The organism is Streptomyces decoyicus, assembly GCF_019880305.1.
In the GTDB taxonomy this organism is placed as follows: Bacteria; Actinomycetota; Actinomycetes; order Streptomycetales; family Streptomycetaceae; genus Streptomyces; species Streptomyces decoyicus.
Window position 1 is genome coordinate 4,931,417 of the sequence record NZ_CP082301.1, and the last position, 20,930, is coordinate 4,952,346.

Sequence of the window (20,930 nt, forward strand, 5' to 3'; positions counted from 1 at the left end):
CTCCAACCGCCGAAGGAGGGCGCACCGATGCCGAGAAGTAGATGCCGGACGCGGGCGGGGCTGGGCGGGGGGCCCTCCCCGCCCGCGTCAGGCACGGATCCTGCAGCCGGGGGGACCTTGGATCCGTCGTGTGCCGACGATCAAATCGGCACACTGGATTCTGCGCCGTCGGCTCATTAATTGTCACACCCGCAGGGCGGCCGAATTCTCATGCGCGCCCGTATCGGATGAATTGCCCTCGCCGGGTAACGCGACGGTACCCTTCACTCTGACTGTGGTCTCTCACCCATACCGCCAAGGCGAGGTCCGCATCAGTTGTGAACTTCACTGATAACACCGAACCCATGCCGGGAAATCAGCTGCACCACCGGGGCCAGGGCGGCAACCACCGGCTCGATCGCAACCGGGATAGCCGGACAGCCCTGGTCATCCACACCATCGCCGACGTCTGACACGGAATAGCCGCAAGGCTAATCCACATTTCACCCTGTTGCGTCAATCCCAACCTGTGAAGAAATGACGGCGGTTCAGCAACAGTCCTGAAAGCGGGCTGCTTTCACTCCAGAAGAATGTGGGCGATGGCGTAGCTGACGGACGGGGACCGACGCGGCTTGACTGCGCTCTCAGGAGCCGCGGGCAACGACCAGCTGGGTATCGGAGACGATGACGACCTGGTCGTTGGTGGAGGACCGATAGGGCAACGACCACAGCGCCAGCCGTGATGTTCCGGGGCGCGCCGACTCGGTGGCTTCGCCGCTCCGCGGAAGTGCCGCAAGAGGCAAGGCGCCGGGGCCTCCACGGCACCCGGCGCCACGACTGCCGGGCGCTACTGCACGTCGACGTAGTCGCCGGTCGCCTTGACGGCGGGAGTGGTCGAGGTGCCGGCGAAGTTCCAGCGCCAGTAGCCGTCCACGGACGCGGTGGCCGTGGCCTTGAGGTCACCGGTGCTGGAAGTGTTCACCGTCTGGACGGTGCTGTAGGTGCTGGTGCCCGCCTTGCGGAACTGGAGCTTGACCGGCTGGGCGGTGTAGCCCGCGTAGGTGTCGGTGTCCCAGTTGGCCCGGGTCAGCCTCCCGGTGACCGTGAGGGGCTTGCCGGCGGCTATCGGCTCCGGGCCCGCGTTGACGGTCAGCTTGGAAGAGCGCTGGAGCCGGACGGTGGTGTAGGCGTCCCGCACCGCCCGGCTGTCGTCGTTCGCCCACACCTCGATGCCGACCTTCCAGGTTCCGGCGTCGGCGTTGGTCAGCCACCAGTCCGGTTCGAAGGTGAAGGTCTTCGAGCAGGTGGAGGTGGCCGCCGAGGAGGCGACGCAGTCCGCCGGGGTGGTGTCCTCGTTCGGCTTGATGTAGCCGTCCGGGTTGTCCGGGTCGGTGCCGCGCCAGAGATGGAAGTCGGCGTCCCAGATGCCCGAAGGGTCGGTGGCGGTCACCGACACCGTGACCGTCTTGTCGGTGAGGCCGATCGCGATGTCCTTGCCGCCGCTGACGGCGGCAGTGGTGATCTGGACGTCACCGACGGTCTCGTCCCCGTACGCGACGGCGGTGGACCCGCCCAAAGCGACGACAGAGCCGAGTACAGCGAAGATTGCGCGCTTGCGCATGAATCTCCCCAGTGTGCAGAAGAGCCCGCCGGTTGCATGGGCGGGCGAAGAATGAGGCGCCAACTGTAAGCAGACGGCCACACCCTCACAACGGCTGGTCGATCACACCGGGGAAACCGGCCCGCCCCGGGGGCGGGCCGGTTCCGCGAACGCCCACCACCACTGCGCATCCTCCGGGCTGCGCCCAGCTTGCCGGGGAGTCACCTCCCGACGCGTCACTGGTCAGAGGCTGCGCACCCGCCCGGCGATCAGGTGTCCGACCAGCAGATAGATCGCGGCAGGCAGACCGTAGTTGAGGGCGACGCGCAGCCCTTCGATGTCCATGGTGAAGATGTCCCGCGCCCACCAGGCGAGCGAGTCCGCCGCGCCCTTCACGAACTGGACGAAGACGTTGCCCTGGTTCGCTTCCAGCAGGTAGAGCAGGATCCACAGCCCCAGGAACGCGGCGGCTATGTCGGCAATCGTGTGGATGATCAGGGCTGTCCGCTTTGCGGGGGTGCCGCCCCCGCTGCGGGGGTGCCGATCATCTACGGGCATGGGTTCGAAGTTGTGGCTCATGGGAGTCGCAATCTGACGCACGCAGCGTCTCGGCGGCGGGACCGATCACGGCCAGGGTGGCCACCCCCCACAGGGGTCACCCTGACCGAGATCGCATACGGGGACGACCATGCGCGCCCGCATGCCGTTCTGCGTCGCAGGGTGCCGTCACGTTACTCGGCCGTGCGATACGCCCGATACACGAGCACATATGCGCTTTTCCAGGTACCTGGCCGTGCGGGTGTAACGAGGAATTGACCGGTGACGCAGTAGAAGTAGCCGACTGGTCATCGGCCCATGCGGATCCGACGGTTCCCCCCGTGCCTGCGGATCCGCCGCCCGGCGCGGGCGGCGCTGCTCCCCTCTGGAATCCCCGCCCGCGCCGGCCCCCCTCGTGCAGGTGCGCATGGGGTGCCTCAGGACGTCGAGGGGATCGTCAAAGCGAGAGCCCCTGCCTCCACGGCTCGTGTGGGTGGGCGTCCTTGGTTACAGCCCGCACGAGCCGCGGTCGAGGTGGAAGTATCGGCCGTTGGCCCAGCGGCACAGCCGCATACCGACGATGACGCCGATGATGCTGACCAGGGCAGGCAGGTATCCGCTGGCGATCTGGATGATCGGGATTGCAGGGCACCCACCTGAGATCGCCCAGCCCGTACCGAACAACACCGCGCCGGGGATCACGCCGGCGTGGATCCGCCCTGGGGTGCGGCGGACCCGCAGCAGAGCGAACGCGCACACGACGATCACCACAGCGCCGGCGAAGGAGAGCAACATGCGCAGGTCCTGGAAGGTGAACATGCGGTTCAGCTCCGCGTAATCGCCGAAGCCGATGTTGGTGACGGTATAGCCGAGGGCCAGTCCTGTGATGATGCTGGCCAGCAGAATCGCGCCCCGGGTACGCATCAGATCACCTTCCACAGGAGGAACGACACCACGACGGCGGTACCGAAGAACACAGCGGTCGCGACGAGGCTGACCGGGCGCAGACGGCCGCAGCCGCTAAGTCCGTGGCCGGAGCTGCACCCACCGGCCAGCCGAGTGCCAAAGCCGACCAGCACGCCTCCTACGAACAGCACGGCGATCATGGCGGTCGGATTGGCGGTGACCAGGTCCCGAAAACCCGGACCCATGTCGTAGCGGAGGTGGAACCGCCCGGAGGTGACCGCGGCGATGAGCCCGCCGAGGAAGACTGATATCAGCAGGGCGGCCTGGGTTACCAGCGGGGCCGGGCGCCGGTTTGTGACTGCGGGGCTGTCTTCCGCCGCCGCTTCGATGTCTGCTTCGAGCGGTTGCGATTCCTCGTACGGAGCCTGCGTCATGGTGGACGCGCCGGTGCCGGTACCGAAGTGCTCCGCTGTAGCTGCGGCGAGCGCCTCGGCGAGAGCTTGATCGTCGGTGAACTCCTCGTCCATCTGCTCGAGGTGGCGTTCGCGGCGCCAGTGCACCACGCGATCCCATGCGGACGACACCCCGAGAGACCGATCGGTGATGACGGTGTGGTTGATGGTGACCAGAGCGAGCCCGATAGCGCCCGCCCACCAGGGCCAGTAGGTACTCATGCGGGTCCTCTCATCCAATCGGCAAACCGAGCCAGCCAGCCGCGCTTCGAGCTGGGAGCTTGCCGCGCTCGTCGACCGAGGCTGTTGGAAGGCTGGGGAATCTGGTGGGGCGGTGACGGTTGGTGATGCCAGACAGGTGCTGGCGGAGATGTCGCCCCGAAGTGGGCTGTGGCCCCCGGTGTCACGGTTCCAGGTCCTGACTGCTCATAGGGGCGGGCGGGCGCTGGCTGGTTGACGGCTCCGGACCGGTCCGCCTCGGTGACGTCTTCGAGGTGTCGCGCGCGGGCTCCGCTGGGCAGCAAGCTGATCGGCACGCGCTCGCCGGTGAGTGACATCTGGTAGCGCGCACAGTCGAGCCACCGATCGTCGCTGTCGCAGTAGTATTCGCGCCAACCTTGCAAGCTCGCCCTAAGCAGGGGGAAAAGGGGGCATCCTACGGCGTGTGAGCAACTCACGTTGCTCCTTCCTGATCGGCGCACACCACCCGTTTGGGAAGAGCGGTTGCCGTTCTCGATTCTTGCCCTCTCCGCGCCCGGTCGGCGATCTGCAGGGCAACGCGGTGACGGGCAGCGAAAATAAAGCTCTGCGCCTCCATTCCGCGACCGTGCGGGATGCAATCACTGTTTCGATGCCCCGAGCAAATTCAGGGTATTTTTTCAATCAGACCACTTGGCGCTACTTGGTGAGATACTCCACGCGACGGATATGCAGCGCCTGCCCCTCATGTCCGGATATTCATAACCGACAATAAGGTCGCTTGGACCACCATTCGACCCCATAGTCGCGGCCATGCCGATATGAGCTGGCTGCTTGTGGATAGGGTGAAAGTGCTGGAGTTTCTTGTGATGGTGGCGTGAATATCATGGATCTCAAATGAAGAGCTAATGGAGAAGAGTCGTGTGCCAGCGTGCTGTCTGTCGGTCGTGCCGGAAGATGACCTATGAGGGCTGCGGGAGGCATGTAGACCAAGTGCTCATGGATGTGCCGACGGCTCAGCGGTGCACGTGCGAGTCTGCGGAACGCAGGGGTGCGCGCGCGGCGAAGGCGCCGACTCGATCGGAATCGGCGCCGGCCCGGCAGGGTGACTCGCCGCGACACGCACGGGCCCCTCGGCGCTCAGAGGGTTCATCAAACCGATCGAGGGGTGGCTGGTGGGGTCGGCTCGTCGATTGGGTGAAACACCCGGCATGAGGTAATCAGTCGCCTATGTGCACTTCAGACTCCTTGCGACGCCTTAGGCGTGCTGTACCTGGGCTGACCACTCCCGGACCAGAGGACTACCTCACTCATGCGCGAATGCTGGTGCGGTGTCGATGGGGTGCTGTGGTACCTAATGCCCTGATGTGACACGTTCCCGCCTCCGCGCGCTGACTTAAGGGGGCCGTCCCGAACAGCGCCCCTTCCTGCCCCGAAGGACTGCCTTGATCGATGACCTCATCCACTTTCTGCGGGCCCGCTGCACCGAAGAACGCCAGAGCGCGATGGCGCTTCGGATGCAGAACTGGCAGTCGGTCGTCGCCGAAGTGAATTCCAGGCAGGCCGTCGTGGACGCCTGCGAGAGGGCAACCATCCTGGCCGCCGGTGCCACACGGCGGGTCGCGGAAATGACGGCGGAAGGTATTCCGGTGCAGACGGATGACCTCGTCGATGCCGCCCGGCTGGAGGGCCAGGCCGCTGCGTTGAGCCACGCCCTGGCACTGCTCGCGCAGCCGTATGCGCGACATCCTCACTACCAGCAGGAGTGGCGTCCACGATGAAAGGGAGCTGCTGACAGTCGGCTTGTCAGGGGGCGGCCTATCAGTCGCCCCGGGGCCTCTGCGGCACCCCCATCTTGATTCGCGCCTCCCGCGGCGAGTGATGGCCGATGGCGATCAAGACGTCTTTGGGTATGAGGGTGAAGAACAAGTGTTTATAGCGGGCCGGTACCGGCTTCGGGATGCCATCGGACGGGGCGCGATGGGGGAGGTCTGGCGGGCCTTCGACGAGACGCTCGGCAGACCGGTTGCCATGAAACTCCTGCTCCCCCACGACTCCGACTCCACGGCGTCCTCCCGCTTCCGACTGGAGGCGCAGACCCCGGCCGTCTCGGCCACCCGAACGTGGTCGGCGTCCTGGACTTCGGCGAGCACGAAGGCCGCCTGTTCCTGGTCATGGAGCTCGTCGAGGGGGACAGCCTCGCCCGGGTGCTCACCCAATCCGGACCGCTGCCCGCCGAGCGGGTGGCCCATATCGCAGCACAGGCCGCCGACGGGCTGGCCGCCGCGCACCGGCAGGGCGTTGTACATCGGGACATCAAGCCGGCCAACCTCCTGCTGGACGCCGACGGCATCCTGAAGATCGGCGACTTCGGCATCGCCCGCTTCCTCGACGACCCGGGCGCCGCGCTCACCGCCACCGGGCACATCGTCGGAACCAGCCTCTACCTCGCGTCATGCGTGAGCGGACGGCAGAACATGAGGCATCGAAAGCAGGGCCCACCATCAGGCCGGGTGGTGCTGACCTGCGAGGACAGCACCACCCGGCACGAGCGAACACCCTCGATCATGGATTCGACCCCACTGGTAAAGCGAAGGTCGTCGGTTCGAATCCGACAGGGGGCTCTGAGCGGGAACAGGGACGAAGCCCCGGGCCGGGAGTGGCCTGGGGCTTCTGCCATCTATGGGTGACATCAACGGGGCGGTCGGGCGAGACCAGTTCCGGTCGTGCCGCCGTTTCAGGAGCCGGTCCAGGTGGCTGATCGCTTCCCGCTGTGTGTCCTGGGCCACGTGCGTACAGACATCCGTGGTCATGCTGATCTGGCTGTGGCCGAGGATCTCCATCAGCGCGCGAGGGCCGCGCCTGGCCCTGCCAGACCCAGGGGGAGGACGGGGAACAGTGGCCACGTGCAGAGCTACGGGCTCTCCTGGACTGAAAGCACAATCGCCCAGCTCAACTACCAGACCCCACCTGCCTCGCTCCTCAAGAGGTTGTAGTTGCCTTCTGTAGTGGCCAGGCCGGCTGCGTGCTTCCCCTTCGTCAACCCTCACGGCGTACCCGAGGCCGGCACAGTGGCCTGCGCCTGCTGCTTCCCTCGCACCCTTGGCCACCGCAGCGGGTGGGAGATATGCGAGGTGTGCGGCTGGGAGGATGACGGCCAAGACGATCGGAACGCCGGGGTAGTCATCGGTGGGCCGAACGCGGTCGGTCTCGCGGAAGCCCGAGTTCGCTTCCGTGCCCGCGGGGCGTGCGACGAGCGTTGTTCAAGCTACGAGGGCGACGTGGCTGACATCGTGGGTGACATCGACCATCGTGCGCGAGCACGGGTGTCTGCGAGTCTCCGCAGCAGAAGGTCGCGGGAGACACCCCCTAGGCCTCGGGGGCCCCGGGTTCCTCTAGGCCTCGGGGGCCCCGGGTTCCTCCCCGGCGGTGCCCCCGCTCGTGAGCTGGTCCTGTGGTCGCAGCACCAGCCTCGCCACCACCCGTTCGGCGAGTGCGGTGACCGTATCCGGCTCCAGTCCGCTCTCCGTGCCCAGCTCCAGAACCCGCAGGCGTACCGACTCCAACTGGTCCGGGGTCAGGGGAGGCATGACCGTGGGGGCCGCGGGCCTGCGCGAGATCCTGCGCAGCAGTGTCCTCGACCGGGTGGCCGCGCCGGCGACGGCGGCGCCGACGACTTTCCGTGCCGCCTCGTCCAGCACGAGCCACACCACCGGGGTGACCAGAGCGGTGACCTCGTGCAGGCCGAACCCGAGCGGCTCGCGCGAGCGGCGGCGGCCCGACAGGCGGGCTACCACGTTGTCGTCGTCGGACCGCAACAGCCCTTCGAGCAGCACCATTTCGTCCGGTGCGGTGGCGGCCACGACATCGCGGACGATGTCCCGAACCAGTACACCGGCGTCATCGTCCGGATGCCCGCCGGACGGCTCCGACAACGAGCCCATCTGTCCCCCCTCAGTGAACGGACCGTCACCTACGGATGGTAGGTGCGCGCATCCCTTCGTGGGGGGTGTTCGGCGAGACCTCGGGACTGCCGCTGAGCAGTGATCTGTCGGCGCCCCTTTCCATTGAAGGGGGCTGATGTGCCGTGAGGCGTGCGCGAGGGGTCCGGAGACGGCGAGTTGAGGTGTCTGGAGACGGCGAGTTGAGGTGTCCGAAGCAGCGGGCCGGGGTGCTGAGGGCAGCGGGCCGGGGTGCCGGAAGACAACGAGCTGGGGCCCGCACCAAAGGTGCGGGCCCCAGCTACGGTGTACGCGTCAGCGTCAGGCGGGAACGATGTTCTCGGCCTGCGGGCCCTTCTGGCCCTGCGTGACGTCGAAGCTCACCTTCTGGCCTTCCTGGAGCTCGCGGAAGCCCTGGGCGTTGATGTTCGAGTAGTGGGCGAAGACGTCAGCGCCGCCGCCGTCCTGCTCGATGAAGCCGAAGCCCTTTTCCGCGTTGAACCACTTCACGGTGCCAGTAGCCATGTCATATCTCCTTCGGGGCAGTGCCCGGGGACCGCACTGTGCGGACCCCGCGTCGCCGCGATGATTGCCCGTCCGGAAATACCCCGGAAATGCAAAAGCGCTCCCGCCGTGCATGTCGGCGAGGGCACTTGAAGTCTTTGGGAACCACAACTGCAACTGAGATCGACGGTAGCACGGCCCGGCCGACCGTGCACGAACATTCTCACCGGCGCTTTGAGTCGCAAAAAAATGCCCATGCCGCGCCCTCTATTTCTGCTGTCGCGGAACCAGATATTGTCCGCCGGTGCCCTCCGGTCTGTCCGGGCCGACCCCCTGACCAGCCGTCGGGCGGTTCCCGCCCGTCACGGCGGGCGCTGTCTGCCGGGAGTCCCGCCCGCCGCCGGAAGAAGAATATGTTCCGTGTTCGGCACAGGAATTAGTGCAGTGTGTGCGGAGAGTTTATGGGCCGGAGCGGGGAGGGGTATCGCATTTGACGCCCGACTGTCCGCCCCGTGCTACGGTCTGAGATCGGCTGCCGCCTTATCCTGCACAGCCGAAAAGGGCTCCCCTGACTTTCCGGTTCGCCGGGATGTTTTTCCATTCTTCGGTGTTTCTCCGGGCCAGGTGATCATCGCGGCGACGCCGGGCCCGCACACGGTGGGCCCCGGCCACTACCTCGTGAGGAGAGGGCGAAATGGCTACCGGAATTGTGAAGTGGTTCAGCGCGGCAAAGGGCTTCGGATTCATCGAAGGGGCGCAGGGGGGCGCCGATGTGTACGCCCACTACTCGCACATTGCCGTACCCGAACTTCTTGCGCTGCAAGCGGGTCAGCAGGTGCATTTCGATCTCGCGCAGAGCCCCAAAGGCCCGTACGCGGAGAACATTCATCTCGCCTGATCTCTGAGCGCCCGGCCCTTCTTCCGGTGTGCTGCCCGAAGCGCGTACGCGCCGGCCCGATGCCGCCCGGTCGGTACGCAGCAGGTCATGCCGGCGGCGGGGCGTGACCTGACTGTTACCTGGGTACACGGGCGGTGCGGCCGGGGCTCCATGACGCGCTTGCGTCGAGCCCCCGCCATGGCACATGCGATAGAGGAGTGACACGTCGTGGACTACATCTGGGCCTACCCGGAGGACAGTGGCTACCAGGGCCCGGAGCCCTTGACGGGGTTCACGGTGCAAGCCTCCGACGGAACGATCGGAACCGTGGACCGGCAGGTGGACCAGCCCGGCAGGCAGCACCTGGTCGTCGACACCGGCGTATGGGTCTTCGGCAAGAGCGTGCTGATTCCGGCCGGAGCCGTGACGCAGATCGACCGGGAATCGAAGAGGGTGACCGTGGGCCGTGCCAAGGACGAGATCAAGGGCGCGCCCCGGTTCGCCGTCGACAGTCAGACCACCGACCCCGCCTATCTGACCGAAGTGGGGGCGTATTACGTCACCCTGGAAGGCGCACCCACCGGCTGACGAGCGGCGGCGGGCGATTGTTCCCGGGTGTGTGGGTGGTGTCCCGAAGGGCACGCGATCTTGCGTCAGGGAAACACGCCGATCCCTTGAGGAGTGCGACCATGACCGCCACCGACAAGAAGGCTGCCAAGACCGAGCAGGTCAAGGGCGCCGCCAAGGAAACCGTGGGCCGTGCCGTGGGCAACGAGCGGATGACCGCCGAAGGCCGCCCCGAGCGAGCCAAGGGCGATATGCGCCAGGCCGCGGCGAAGGGCAAGGACGCTTTCCACCGGTGACGGCGGCACGCAGCCCTGCCGACAGAGGTAGCCCTGCGTTCAGAGAGTGAGGCGGTGGCCCGGAGGACAACCCTCCGGGCCACCGCCGCGTCGTGTGCGGCGCTGCGTCGGGTACGGCGGACGCGCTGCGGACGTGCTGAGTCCGGCATCTGCTCACTCCACGACCGGCGCCGGAAGCCCGGTGCGTCAGAGCCCCATGTCTGTAGTGTCGAGAGTAGATTTAATTTCCGGCTTGTGAGAGGTAATCTGCTCTTCGGCATCACTGCTTCGGATCCCGGGGCCGTTGGTTCCCTGTGTCGACGAGGCGGGGCCCGTGGGACGGAGTGGGCACGCATGCGCCGCCCGTGGGCGGCATGAGCAAGGGAGGGGCAGGACATGACGACGGCAGCAGCGCAGGATCTGAGGGCTACGAGCCGGACGGCGGCCCAGGACGCCCCGCCGGCAGGGGACTTGCCCTCGATCGAGGAGGCGCACCGCGTCACACCCAAGGACGCGCGCCGGCTCTCGAAGCTGTTCTTCGAGCGGCTGGGACAGTTGGAGGAAGGCACCGCCGACCACCAGTACGCGCGCAACACGCTCATCGAGATGAACCTGTCGCTGGTGCGCTACGCCGCGAGCCGCTTCCGCAGCAGCGCCCAGGAGATGGACGACATCGTGCAGGTCGGCACGATCGGCCTGATCAAGGCCATCGACCGCTTCGACATCTCCCTCGAGAACGAGTTCACCACCTTCGCCGTCCCCTACATCGTCGGCGAGATCAAGCGCTTCTTCCGCGACACCACGTGGTCCGTGCACGTGCCGCGCCGCCTCCAGGAACTACGGGTCAACATGGCCCGCGCCCGCGAAGAGCTGGCAGCCGCGGGCAATCACGAGCCGAGCGTGGCCGACCTCGCCGCGCATCTGCGCCTGGGCGAGGACGAGGTCATCGAGGGGCTTGTCGCCGGCAACGGCTACCACGCCGATTCCCTGGACCGCCCGGTCGACGCCGGTGGCGGCAGGCAGAGCGGCGGACTGATTGCCGACCTGATCGGCGACGAGGACCCCGCGCTGGCTCTCGCCGAGAACCTCCATGCCCTCAAGCCGCTTCTGGCGCAGCTCGACGACCGGGACCGTCGCATCATCGAACTCCGTTTCGGGGCGGAGAGGACACAGTCCGAGATCGGCGCCGAGCTCGGTCTGTCCCAGATGCACGTCTCACGCCTCCTGTCCCGTGCCTGCCGCACGCTGCGGGAAGGGCTGCTGGCGGAGGGCTGAGGCCGCCCGTCCGGTCGTGCATGTGCGCGAACGCAGGCCGGAGTGGCCGGGGTGCCTGAAGTGGGTGGCAGCGCGGTGGGTGCGGGCCCGCCGCAACCGCGCTGTCGCCCCGTCGAGGCCGGCCATGGCCTGGAACTCTCGTGCGTCCGGTCTCAGGAGGCCTCGTTGGGCGTGGCCGGATCGGCGGCCTGGCGAAGCTCCTCGTTGATGCGCTGGGCCTCTTCGAGCTGGTCTTCCAGGATGACGATGCGGCAGGCGGCGTCGATGGGCGTGCCGCCGTCGACGAGTTCGCGGACCCGGGACGCCAGGCGTAGTTGGTAACGGGAGTAGCGGCGGTGGCCGCCCTCGGAGCGCAGTGGGGTGATCAGACGCGCTTCGCCCAGCGCCCGGAGGAATGCCGGGGTGGTGCCGACCATCTCGGCGGCGCGGCCCATGGTGTAGGCGGGGTAGTCGTCATCATCAAGGCTGTTGGCGAGGCTCGCTGGGTATTTGGAAGTCATTGCACCTTTTCTTCACGCACGTCGAGGGTCCCTGGTGCCGTGCGGCACCAGGGACCCGAGCGGATCAACACCATCTAACCGGTTGACTGCGCCGGTTTCTTCTTTCCGCACGATCGCCTGGGAGGGCGGACATGCGGGGATCGCGGATGCGTGACCGGGGACCACCTGCCAATCCGGGGTCTGCGGTACCCGAACCGGCTACTTCACGGTCCGGGCGATCCTGATGGCGGTTGCTCCTCTCCCTTCTCTTCAACTGATCTTGCACGGCGGCCTGGGGGGCCGCCCGGCGCGGCAGCCAGTCCAGGGACCCTCTGTTCATCCCGGCCCCTGGGCTCCGCTTTCGCGCCGTAACCTGCTGCGGTAGTTCGCCTCTGCCGCAGCTTCCTGACTTCGTTGTTACGTCAGTAATTCTAGCCATGCCGAAGTTCAATGTCTACTACAGCCGCAACAGATTTATCTTTTCCCCGGGCCCATGTAATCTCCATCCGTCCACCGGCCGGAGCGGTGCCGGGCTGCAGCGCCCGCGACCGTCCGCCGTAGTCGGCGCAACAACAGCACACCAGGATGAAGGAGCGCGGAACGAGGGGCGTCAGCACCGTTCGCAGCAGGAACCACATCGTGGAGCTCGGGCCCGCGGACGGACCGGTGGTCATGCTGTCGCACGGGTTCGGCTGCGATCAGAACATGTGGCGTCTGGTGGCTCCGGTCCTCGCCGAGCACTTCCGGGTCGTGCTGTTCGACCATGTGGGTTCGGGCCGCTCGGACCTCTCGGCCTGGCGGGAGGAGCGGTACTCGTCCCTGGAGGGCTACGCGGACGACGTACGGGAGATCTGCCGCGAGCTGGACCTGCGGGAGGTGGTCTTCGTCGGGCATTCGGTGAGCGCGATGATCGGAGTCCTGGCCGCGAACCGTGAGCCGACCTCTTCGCCAGGCTGGTGCTGCTCACCCCCTCCCCCTGCTACGTCGACGACGACACCTACCGGGGCGGCTTCAGCCGTGCGGACATCGAGGAGCTGCTGGAGTCGCTGGACAGCAACTATCTCGGCTGGTCGGCGTCGATGGCGCCGGTGATCATGGGGAACCCGGAACGTCCCGAACTCGGCGAGGAGCTGACGAACAGCTTCTGCGCCACCGACCCGCGGATCGCCCGGGTTTTCGCCCGCGCCACGTTCTTGTCCGACAACCGCGCCGACCTCCCGAAGGTCACCGCCCCCACGCTGGTCCTGGGGAGCGCCCACGACGCGATCGCACCCCCCGAGGTCGGCGCGTACGTCCAGGCGTCCATACCGCACAGCACGCGCGTCATCCTCGACGCCACCGGGCACTGCCACCCTGCTGACGTGGCTGGGCTACTCGCGCGAGCAGTTGGTCGGCCGGATGTCCTTCGCCGATCTGCTGACCGTCGGCGGACGGCTCTATCACGAGACCCGCTTCGCCCCGCTGGCCGCCGCCATCCACGATCCCGACCCGGTCACCGTGGTCCGCACCCTCAACACCGCCCTGCACGAGGCCTACGGCCGGGACGACCCGCGCTACTGCACCCTCATCTTCGGCGTCCTCACGCCGCGCGCCGCGGGCGACGGCTTCACCGTGACCCTCGCCGGCGGCGGCCACCCCTCCGCGCTGCACCTGCGCGCCGACGGAACGGCCGCCTATGTGCCCACCCCGGGCGGACTGCTCGTGGGTGTCGTGCCGAACGCCCGCTTCACCACGGCCACCGCCGTGCTCGCCCCCGGCGACACGCTGCCGCTCTACACGGACGGGCTGACCGAGGCCCGGACCGCCGGTCCCGATGCCCGTTACGGCGACGACGCCCTGCATGTCTTCGCCACAGAGCTGGCCCCCGCCGGTGCGGAGACGGTCGTCACCGCCGTCAGGGAGCTCCTGGACAGCTTCGGCGACGGCCTGGACGACGACACCGCGGTCCTCGCGCTCGGCGTACCCGCCGGTCCGACCGGAGAGACGGGATGAAGGTCGTGCACCGCCGCTGACCGCCGGCTCGGCCCGCGCGTGGCCGAGGAGTGGGAGCCACCGTGCGGGGCACCCGCGCTGAGGGCGGCGGAGTGCGGCCCCTTCAGTGTCTTTCGGTCATGCGCATGACGCCCCGGCGGGAACGGAGCAGGTCTGAGATGAGTGCTGATCAGGCGCGGAATGCCGCCGGTCTCCCGTACGGCGCGCAGGAGCCCGGCAACGCGGAGTCCGGCAAGCGGGAACTCGACGAGCAGGAGTCGGGCAAGCAGCAGGGAACGGGCAAGCAGGGGCCCGGCAAGCAGGGAACGGGCAAGCAGGACGGGGAGACCCGCAAGACGGTGTGGGTCGCGCTCGGGGCGAACCTCGGGATTGCGGTGGCCAAGGCCGTCGGGGGCGCGATCGCCGGTTCGCCGGCTCTGCTGTCCGAAGCCGCGCACTCGGTGGCCGACAGCCTCAACGAAGTGTTCCTGCTGGCCTCCCTCAGACGCAGTGAGCGCCCGGCGGACCCGCTCCATCCCTTCGGCTACGGCAAGGAGCGGTTCTTCTGGTCCCTGCTCGCCGCCGTGGGCATCTTCGTGACGGGCGGCTGCTTCTCGTTCCTCCAGGGCATCGAGGCGTTCCGGTCCGAGGAGTCGGAGTCGCTCAGCGGCTATGTCATCGGCCTGGTCGTGCTCGTCGTGGCGTTGCTGGCCGAGGGCACGTCGCTGTTGCGGGCGCTTTCCCAGGTGCGCGCACAGGCGAAGGTCCACCACCGCGGCACGCTCCACGAGATCAAGGTCAACGACGACCCGACGCTGCGCACGGTCCTGGCCGAGGACAGCACGGCATGTCTGGGAGTGCTGCTCGCCATCCTCGGCATGGCACTCCATATGGCCACCGGGGACGGCGCCTACGAGGCGTGGGCCTCGCTGCTGATCGGTGCGCTGCTGGTCTACGTCGCGTACATCCTCGGCAAGAGCGCCCGTGCGCAGCTGATCGGCGAGGCGGCGGCGCCGGAGATGCAGCAGGAGATCCGCGATTTCCTGGACGGCCGGCCGGAGGTCGATGCCGTCACCGCCGCCATGACCATGCGGCTCGGGCCGGACTCCGTGATGCTCGCGGCCCGCGTCGACCTGGTGGCGGGTCTCGACAGCGAAGAGGTCGAAGAGGCGCTGGTGCGGACCAAGCAGGAGCTGTGCGAGCGGTGGCCGGAGCTGGACCAGCTGTTCCTCGACGTCACGGATGCGTCCGTCGCCGACCGGGTGCGGGCCCGTCGCGCCCGCAAGGACCTGGACGACGTGGTCGAGGAGCGTCGCCAGACGGACGCCGTGTAGCACGGGCATTGCTCCGGGCGGAGCGATGAGTCGGCGAGTTGGGGGCACACGGTTCAAACGATCTTCGTCGACCTCTGGAGACTCAGCACAGTCATGGTGACCCCCATACGCCGGTCAGGCCCCCCGACCACCCGGAAGACGTTCAGCCTGCGGAAGCTTTCGGCCTCGTTCGGCGTGGTCGTGATCGGTGTCGTCGGAGTCGGCCTGACCCTGAAGAAGGCCGTGGAGGGGGCGAGCGCCCACCCGGTCTCTTCCGTCATCGTCGGCGTGGTGGTGCTGGCGGCGGTCGTGGCGTTCCTGCGCTGGGGACCGCGAAGGCGCGCCGCCCGCACCGCTCTTGGCGGTCCGGATCCGGTGGCACCCGAGGCCGGTGCCGTGGAATGCCTTCCCGAGCCGGACGCGGGGGCGGACGACGTCGCCGCCATGGACGCCGACGACTTCGCCGCCATGGATGCCGACGCGTTCGAGGATGCGGTGGCCCGGCTGTGCGAGCGCGACGGCTGCCAGGACGTCCGGGTGGTCGGCGGGGCGAACGACCTCGGCGCGGATGTGGTGGCCGTGGCCCCGGACGGCCGCACTGTCGTCCTGCAGTGCAAGCGCTACGGCGAGACCAACAAGGTCGGCTCGCAGGAACTACAGCGCTTCGGCGGCACCTGCTTCGCCGTGCACGAAGCGGAGGTCGCGGCCGTCGTCACCACCAGTGACTTCACCGATCCGGCGGTGGAGTACGCCGACCGGTGCGGCATCTTGTGCTTCGACCACCCGGCCCTTTGCGACTGGGCGGCCGGTACCGGACCGGCACCGTGGGAACAGTGATACACGGGCGACGAATCGAGGAACGGTGCGGTCGGGCAGGAAGGGAGAAGCGGGTGTATGGCCGAGGGTGAGGAGCGGCGGGAGCGGCCCGCACAGCAGGGGCGGGCCCACCGGGCGGGCCAGTGGTGGCGGCGGGCAGGGGGCTCGGCGGGCCATGAGCGCGACACCCTGCTCTTGATCGGCAAGAGCACGCTGGCCGCCACGGTGTCCTGGGTGATCTCGTACTACCTGCTCCAGGCGCAGTCGCCGGCGTTCGCGCCGTTCTCCGCCGTGCTGATCATGCAGGTGACCGTCTACCAGTCGCTGTTGCAGTCGCTGCGCTATGTGGGGGCCGTGGTGACCGGCGTCGCGGTGCAGGCCGCCCTGGGGTTTCTGGTCGGGCCCGGCCTGCCGGCGTTCGTCCTGGTGGCACTGGTCGCGCTGGTCATCGGGCGGTGGCCGGCACTCGGTGCGCAGGGCTCCCAGGTCGTCACCGCGGCGTTCTTCGCCTTCTCGACCTACATCTCCGCCACCTCGGACCTGGCGAAGGTCACCCAGCTCGGCCAGATCATCCTGCTGGTCCTCATCGGCTGCGGCGTAGGCGTCATCGTGAACGTCGCGGTGGTGCCCCCCATGCGCTACCGCAGTGCCGAGCACAGCATCCGCACCCTCGCCCACGCCCTGTGCGACCTGGTCAGTGACATGTATCCGGTGCTGCGCGAGGGCGAACTCGACGAGGAGCGCAGCAGCCACTGGCGGACCCGGGCCGGACAGACCGAAGAGCTGATCTCGCAGGCCAGGTCCGGACTGCGCACCGCCAGGGAGAGCCTCTACTACAACCCCCGGCGGCTCCTTCGCCGCAACCAGGGGCGCACCACCTTCGAGGGGTACGGCGCGGTGCTGGATGCGCTGGAACGCGCGCTGTACCAGATGGCGTCGCTGACCCGGAGCATCGACAAGTGGCAGGAGGAGGAGAGCCGCCCCTACCGGTCCTTCCTCGAACGCTACGCCGACTTCCTGGAAGCCATCTCCGACATCACACAAGTCCTCAGCACGCTCGACGAGGACGACCTCCACGACCAGGCGCAGCAGCTGTGCCGGCTGGCGGACACCGCTCAGCAACACTGCCGCCAGGTGACCGAGGAGGCGGCACAGGCCGCACTGCCGCTCGCCGACCCGGCCCTCCCGTACGGGGTCCTGGTCGTCGAGTCCACCCGGCTCATGGAGGAGTTCCAGCACACCTGCGACGTGCTCCAGCGCTACGTCGACCAAGGAGAGCAAGGAGGCCAAGGAGGCCAAGCAGGCCAAGGACAGGAACGGGGCTGCGAGGAGCAGGACTGACGGGCCAGCAGCAGGACCGGCGGGCGAGGAACAGTACTGACGGGCCAGGAAAAACGGACGGGCGCCTGCGCCGCGGCGCAGACGCCCGTCGGGCGAAGAGCGGATCAGCTGGTGACGGCCATACCGTCGCGCAGCTGGGCCAGGCAGCGGGTGAGAAGGCGGGAGACGTGCATCTGGGAGATGCCCAGGGCTTCGCCGATCTGGGACTGCGTCATCTCCTGGCCGAAGCGCAGCTCCAGGATCTGCCGGTCGCGCTCTTCGAGCTGGTCCAGGAGGGGCGCCAGGGCGTGGAGGTCCTCGAAGAGTTCCATGTCCTGATCGCATTCGCCCAGCAGGTCGGCGAGCGGTGCGTCGTTGCCGTCGTCGTTGAGGGGCGCGTCGATGGAGGAGGCGTTGTAGCCGTTGGCGGCGACCTGGCCCTCGACGACCTCTTCCGCGGTGATGTCCAGATGCGCGGCGAGTTCGCAGACCTTGGGGTCACGGCCGAGTTCGTTGGCGAGATGCTCGTTGGCGCGGGCGAGGTCGACGCGCAGTTCCTGGAGACGGCGCGGAACGCGCACGTCCCAGGTGGTGTCGCGGAAGAACCGCTTCATCTCGCCCGTGATGTAGGGGATGGCGAGAGTGGTGAACTCGACCTCACGGGAAAGCTCGTAGCGGTCGATGGCCTTGATCAGGCCGATCGTGCCGACCTGCATGATGTCGTCCATGTCGTCGCCGCGGTTGCGGAACCGGCGGGCGGCGTAGCGCACGAGCGAGAGGTTCATCTCGATGAGGGTGTTGCGCGCGTACTGGTACTCGTGCGTGCCCTCTTCCAGAGTTTCGAGCCGCTCGAAGAACAGGCGGGTCATCTCCCGGGCGTCGCGCGGAGCGAGCGTCTCGGGAGACTCGATCAGGGGGAGAGCCTCCGCCGGGGCCGGGGCCGGGGCCGGAGCCGGAGCCGGGGCCGGAGCCGGAGCGAGGGGCACCTCAGCCCTCGTCCCGCTTTCGTGCCCGATCCTTGTTGCCGTTGTGCTGTTGACGACCACGTCTGCTCCCATCCGTACTTGTGCCGTGCCCCGTTCGAAGTGCGGATGCCCCGGGCTGTTCGGTACATGCACGTGGATCCGGTGGATCCGGAATGGTCCCGGGGGTGGGGGTTCGGTCCGGCTGGTGGGGAGCAAGGGCGTCGGCGTGCAAGAGGAGACAAGGGGGGCCGAGGTGGGACCGCGGAGACGTGTGCGGGAGGCTCTGCTGCGCCTCGGAGGGGACCGCCATGCTCCCGAGGAGGACCTCGGCGGCGAGGTGCGTGCGGCCTTGCGTGAACTGGCCGCGAAGACGCTGGGCGGGCGCTGTCGTGCCGGGCTGGTCACGGTCGGCGGTGAGGAGGGCCGTACGGGCCGGAGCCTGGGCCTTCGTCCGGCGGACTACGACGTCGGGCTGCCGGACGTCCTCCTGCACGCCGACGGGAGCGCCCTTCCGCCTCAAGTACGGGAGAGCTGCCCGGCGCTGGTCCAGGAAGAGTGGGAAGCGGTGCTGCTGCTCTCCAAGCTCGTCCTCGTGGGACTCGAGTCGGAGGCCGGGCGGAGAACCGACGGGGCCCGGCCGCACCGGTGGGACGCGGCGGCAGCCGCGCCCTGAGGGGGCCGGTGTCCGGCCGTTCGATGCGCGAGGCCCCCTGGGCCGTTCAACGCGCCGCGGGCAGCGTGACGGTGAAGGTGCTGCCCTCGCCCGGCGCGGTGCGTACGGTCACCGTGCCGGCGTGGGCTTCGGCGATCGACTGGACGATGCTCAGGCCGAGGCCCGCGCCGCCGGCGGCCGGATCGCGGGACTCGTCGCCGCGGTAGAAGCGTTCGAAGATGCGGTCCGCGATGTCGGGAGCCATGCCGGGGCCTCGGTCGGCGACCGTCAGCTCCACCGTCCCGCCGGGCAGGGGGCGCGCCGCCACGGATATCGGTGTGCCGGGCGGGGTGTGGCGCAGGGCGTTGCTGAGGAGGTTCTGCAGCACCTGCCGGAGCCGGCCCTCGTCGCCGCGGGCGAAGACTTCGCCGTGCACCTCGACGGTGACCCCTCTGCCGGGGGCGCGGACGCGGGCGTCGGTGACGGCCTCGTCGGCGATCGTGCCGAGATCGACCGGTTCGCCGGCCAGCGGGCGGCCCAGGTCGAGGCGGGCGAGCAGCAGCAGCTCCTCGACCGTGGCGTGCATGCGGGCGGCCTCGCCCTCGATGCGTTGCATCGCCCGCTCGATCAGCTCGGGATCCTGGGCCAGACCGTGCAGATGCAGTTGGGCCCAGCCCCGGATCGTGGTCAGTGGTGTGCGCAGCTCGTGCGAGGCGTTGGCCACGAACTGCCGGAGCTGTTCCTCGGACCGCTGCCGTTCGTCGAAGGCCCGGTTGAGGGCGGTGCCGACCTCTCCCACCTCGGAGCAGGGCCGGGCGACCTCGATGCGCTGGTCGACGTCGCCGTCGGCGATCGCTGTCGCGGTGGCGGCCATGTCCCGCAACGGCCGCAGGCCCACGCGCAGGACGCCGCGGCTGAGGATCACGATGCCGCCGAGCGCGCCCAGGGTGGCGGCGGCATCGGCGCCGATCAGCCAGTACACGACGTCCTCGGCCGGCTGGAGACTCTTGGCGACCACGACCCTGCTGAACGGCTGGGGCGCGGTGCCCGGCGCGCGGCGGACCGTGGCGGGCCGGCCGATGGGGAAGCTCAGGGCGCGGTAGCGCGGTACGGGCGCTCCCCGGGCCGAGACGGTGAGGGTGTGCGCGGCGAATCCGTCCGGGACCGGGGCCGGCAGGTCGGGACGGGACCGGGGCTTCCCGTTGAGGTTCCGGCCCGGGGTCTGGGCGACCACCCGGCCGTGGTCGTCGACCAGCCCGATGTAGACGCCGTCGGGAATGAGGGTGTTGAGGCCGGCCTCGTCGACCGGGGCGGTCCGGTGGCGTACCCGGTCCTGAACGGTGTCGCGGGCCCTGGCGAGAGTGGCATCGGCGACATCGACGAGGTTGAGGCGCAGCCCGATCAGCGACACCGCGTTGACGGCCACCATGCCCCCGGCCGCCAGCAGGACGACCCCCACCATCAGCCGGGCCCGCAACGAGCCGCGCCAGGCGCCGGCCATCACCCGTCTCCGGAGAGCCGCAGGCTGTAGCCGAAACCGCGCATCGTGTGGATCAGGGCGGGGTCCTGTGCGTCCACCTTCGCCCGGAGCCGGGACACCAGCTTCTCGACGACGCCCTCTCCGAAGTGGTGCTGCCACACGTGGTCCATGATCTGTTCTTTCGACATCACGTGGTCGGCGTTGACGAGCAGATAACGCAGCAGTTTGTACTCGGTCGGCGACAGCGCGATCAGCCGGTCCCCGCGCCGCACCCGCCTGCTGCGCTCGTCCACGGTCAGATCGGCGAACCGCAGCACCGGGCCGGCTTCCGCGGACCGGCCGGCCCGCCGCAACAAGGCGTGCACCCTGGCCAGCAGCTCGGGCAGGCTGAAGGGCTTGGTGAGGTAGTCGTCCGCGCCCATGGCGAAGCCCGTCACCCGGTCCTCGACGGAATCGCGTGCCGTCAGGAACAGCACCGGCAGCCGGGCCCCGTTCTCCACCAGCCGCCGGCACACGGTGAAGCCGTCCAGGTCGGGCAGCATGACGTCCAGGACCAGCAGATCCGGGAGCCGTGCCTCGTACGCGCGCAGGGCCCCGGCGCCGGACCCCGCGGTCGCCACCGTGTACCCCGCGAGGCTCAGGGTGGTCTCCAGCAGCTCCGTCATCCGCGGGTCGTCGTCCACGACCAGCAGCCGTTGCCCCTTCCCCCGGGGCAACGGTGCGTCACTCGTCGGCGGGGCGCAGGGCATGGCAGGCACCAATCACGTCATGGAGTCTGCGACGACAACGAGCCGCCCCGGGCACCAGTTCCCCCGGGCGGCGT

General features: G+C 68.6%; 23 protein-coding genes and 3 pseudogenes. 13 read left to right on the forward strand and 13 right to left on the reverse strand.

From position 1 onward, the window contains the following. Window positions 1-623: 623 nt before the first annotated feature. The 5 genes from K7C20_RS21765 to K7C20_RS21785 form a co-directional block, all read right to left on the reverse strand. Window positions 624-782, reverse strand: coding sequence for a hypothetical protein (locus K7C20_RS21765; protein WP_160328720.1), 159 nt, complete (start codon window positions 780-782; stop codon window positions 624-626). A 44-nt stretch (window positions 783-826) separates the two neighbouring features. Next, a complete protein-coding gene (locus K7C20_RS21770) occupies window positions 827-1,600 on the reverse strand; it encodes a hypothetical protein (RefSeq protein ID WP_030080867.1) in 774 nt (257 codons plus the stop codon). Window positions 1,601-1,822: 222 nt separating this feature from the next. Next, window positions 1,823-2,137 (reverse strand): hypothetical protein, encoded by a 315-nt coding sequence (locus K7C20_RS21775; protein WP_245171206.1) that lies wholly within the window; start codon window positions 2,135-2,137, stop codon window positions 1,823-1,825. Window positions 2,138-2,623: 486 nt separating this feature from the next. Next, window positions 2,624-3,040, reverse strand: coding sequence for a YeeE/YedE thiosulfate transporter family protein (locus K7C20_RS21780; RefSeq protein ID WP_053209321.1), 417 nt, complete (start codon window positions 3,038-3,040; stop codon window positions 2,624-2,626). Beyond that, a complete protein-coding gene (locus K7C20_RS21785; protein WP_030080861.1) occupies window positions 3,040-3,696 on the reverse strand; it encodes a YeeE/YedE family protein in 657 nt (218 codons plus the stop codon). Before K7C20_RS21785 ends, K7C20_RS21780 begins: the two co-directional genes overlap by 1 nt. A 1,421-nt stretch (window positions 3,697-5,117) precedes the next feature. Between K7C20_RS21785 and K7C20_RS21790 the strand changes: the two genes are divergently transcribed. Beyond that, window positions 5,118-5,453 carry a DUF6221 family protein gene (locus K7C20_RS21790; RefSeq protein ID WP_052414309.1) on the forward strand — a complete coding sequence of 112 codons (336 nt, stop codon included), beginning with the start codon at window positions 5,118-5,120 and terminating at the stop codon, window positions 5,451-5,453. Between the two features lie 148 nt (window positions 5,454-5,601). Then, window positions 5,602-6,125: pseudogene (locus tag K7C20_RS21795) on the forward strand (serine/threonine-protein kinase); the annotation flags it as partial. Between the two features lie 267 nt (window positions 6,126-6,392). On the opposite strand, the pseudogene K7C20_RS38320 reads toward K7C20_RS21795, so the two are convergent. After that, a pseudogene (locus K7C20_RS38320) lies at window positions 6,393-6,527 on the reverse strand (site-specific integrase); the annotation flags it as partial. 216 nt (window positions 6,528-6,743) lie between these two features. Between K7C20_RS38320 and K7C20_RS39485 the strand changes: the two are divergent. After that, window positions 6,744-6,929 (forward strand): annotated as a pseudogene (locus K7C20_RS39485) (CPCC family cysteine-rich protein); the annotation flags it as partial. A 138-nt stretch (window positions 6,930-7,067) separates the two neighbouring features. Here K7C20_RS39485 and K7C20_RS38325 read toward each other — a convergent pair. Beyond that, window positions 7,068-7,616 (reverse strand): hypothetical protein, encoded by a 549-nt coding sequence (locus tag K7C20_RS38325; RefSeq protein ID WP_063753931.1) that lies wholly within the window; start codon window positions 7,614-7,616, stop codon window positions 7,068-7,070. 318 nt (window positions 7,617-7,934) lie between these two features. After that, window positions 7,935-8,138: a cold-shock protein gene (locus K7C20_RS21805; protein WP_030991131.1), complete on the reverse strand. Its 204-nt coding sequence runs from the start codon at window positions 8,136-8,138 to the stop codon at window positions 7,935-7,937. Window positions 8,139-8,811: 673 nt separating this feature from the next. Between K7C20_RS21805 and K7C20_RS21810 the strand changes: the two genes are divergently transcribed. The 4 genes from K7C20_RS21810 (at window position 8,812) to K7C20_RS21825 (ending at window position 11,111) form a co-directional block, all read left to right on the forward strand. Beyond that, window positions 8,812-9,015, forward strand: coding sequence for a cold-shock protein (locus K7C20_RS21810; protein WP_030086890.1), 204 nt, complete (start codon window positions 8,812-8,814; stop codon window positions 9,013-9,015). 207 nt (window positions 9,016-9,222) lie between these two features. Next, a complete protein-coding gene (locus tag K7C20_RS21815) occupies window positions 9,223-9,582 on the forward strand; it encodes a hypothetical protein (RefSeq protein ID WP_030086893.1) in 360 nt (119 codons plus the stop codon). 101 nt (window positions 9,583-9,683) lie between these two features. Then, window positions 9,684-9,857, forward strand: coding sequence for a CsbD family protein (locus K7C20_RS21820; RefSeq protein ID WP_078953217.1), 174 nt, complete (start codon window positions 9,684-9,686; stop codon window positions 9,855-9,857). Window positions 9,858-10,232: 375 nt separating this feature from the next. Further along, entirely contained in the window at window positions 10,233-11,111 is an 879-nt protein-coding gene (locus K7C20_RS21825) for a SigB/SigF/SigG family RNA polymerase sigma factor (RefSeq protein ID WP_030086894.1), read from the forward strand. Window positions 11,112-11,263: 152 nt separating this feature from the next. On the opposite strand, the gene K7C20_RS21830 is transcribed toward K7C20_RS21825, so the two are convergent. After that, window positions 11,264-11,611 carry a MerR family transcriptional regulator gene (locus K7C20_RS21830; RefSeq protein WP_030086896.1) on the reverse strand — a complete coding sequence of 116 codons (348 nt, stop codon included), beginning with the start codon at window positions 11,609-11,611 and terminating at the stop codon, window positions 11,264-11,266. A 618-nt stretch (window positions 11,612-12,229) separates the two neighbouring features. On the opposite strand from K7C20_RS21830, the gene K7C20_RS38330 reads away from it, so the two are divergent. Then, entirely contained in the window at window positions 12,230-12,682 is a 453-nt protein-coding gene (locus K7C20_RS38330) for an alpha/beta fold hydrolase (protein ID WP_245171205.1), read from the forward strand. On the opposite strand, the gene K7C20_RS38335 is transcribed toward K7C20_RS38330, so the two are convergent. Further along, complete coding sequence (locus tag K7C20_RS38335; protein WP_245171203.1) at window positions 12,648-12,917, reverse strand: hypothetical protein; 270 nt, start codon at window positions 12,915-12,917, stop codon at window positions 12,648-12,650. The genes K7C20_RS38330 and K7C20_RS38335 overlap by 35 nt on opposite strands. Before the next feature lie 71 nt (window positions 12,918-12,988). Here K7C20_RS38335 and K7C20_RS21840 point away from each other — a divergent pair, with 71 nt between their 5' ends. The 4 genes from K7C20_RS21840 to K7C20_RS21855 all read left to right on the forward strand — a co-directional run bounded on the left by K7C20_RS21840 (window position 12,989) and on the right by K7C20_RS21855 (window position 17,031). After that, window positions 12,989-13,582, forward strand: coding sequence for a PP2C family protein-serine/threonine phosphatase (locus K7C20_RS21840; RefSeq protein WP_052414366.1), 594 nt, complete (start codon window positions 12,989-12,991; stop codon window positions 13,580-13,582). A gap of 158 nt (window positions 13,583-13,740) precedes the next feature. Beyond that, window positions 13,741-14,895, forward strand: a complete 1,155-nt coding sequence (locus tag K7C20_RS21845; protein ID WP_078953216.1) for a cation diffusion facilitator family transporter — start codon at window positions 13,741-13,743, stop codon at window positions 14,893-14,895. 93 nt (window positions 14,896-14,988) lie between these two features. Continuing rightward, window positions 14,989-15,711, forward strand: a complete 723-nt coding sequence (locus K7C20_RS21850) for a restriction endonuclease (RefSeq protein WP_030086904.1) — start codon at window positions 14,989-14,991, stop codon at window positions 15,709-15,711. Between the two features lie 57 nt (window positions 15,712-15,768). Continuing rightward, window positions 15,769-17,031, forward strand: a complete 1,263-nt coding sequence (locus K7C20_RS21855; RefSeq protein ID WP_048830105.1) for an aromatic acid exporter family protein — start codon at window positions 15,769-15,771, stop codon at window positions 17,029-17,031. Between the two features lie 104 nt (window positions 17,032-17,135). On the opposite strand, the gene K7C20_RS21860 is transcribed toward K7C20_RS21855, so the two are convergent. Next, the gene (locus K7C20_RS21860) at window positions 17,136-17,996 is read right to left on the reverse strand and encodes a SigB/SigF/SigG family RNA polymerase sigma factor (RefSeq protein WP_053209320.1); all 861 of its coding nucleotides are present in this window, start codon (window positions 17,994-17,996) and stop codon (window positions 17,136-17,138) included. 250 nt (window positions 17,997-18,246) lie between these two features. Here K7C20_RS21860 and K7C20_RS21865 point away from each other — a divergent pair, with 250 nt between their 5' ends. Beyond that, a complete protein-coding gene (locus tag K7C20_RS21865; protein ID WP_052414367.1) occupies window positions 18,247-18,648 on the forward strand; it encodes a hypothetical protein in 402 nt (133 codons plus the stop codon). 46 nt (window positions 18,649-18,694) lie between these two features. On the opposite strand, the gene K7C20_RS21870 is transcribed toward K7C20_RS21865, so the two are convergent. Both K7C20_RS21870 and K7C20_RS21875 read right to left on the reverse strand, forming a co-directional pair. Then, window positions 18,695-20,128 carry a sensor histidine kinase gene (locus K7C20_RS21870; protein ID WP_030086913.1) on the reverse strand — a complete coding sequence of 478 codons (1,434 nt, stop codon included), beginning with the start codon at window positions 20,126-20,128 and terminating at the stop codon, window positions 18,695-18,697. Further along, window positions 20,128-20,856: a response regulator transcription factor gene (locus K7C20_RS21875; protein ID WP_048830106.1), complete on the reverse strand. Its 729-nt coding sequence runs from the start codon at window positions 20,854-20,856 to the stop codon at window positions 20,128-20,130. The genes K7C20_RS21870 and K7C20_RS21875 overlap by 1 nt, the downstream gene beginning before the upstream one ends. Between the last annotated feature and the right edge of the window lie 74 nt (window positions 20,857-20,930).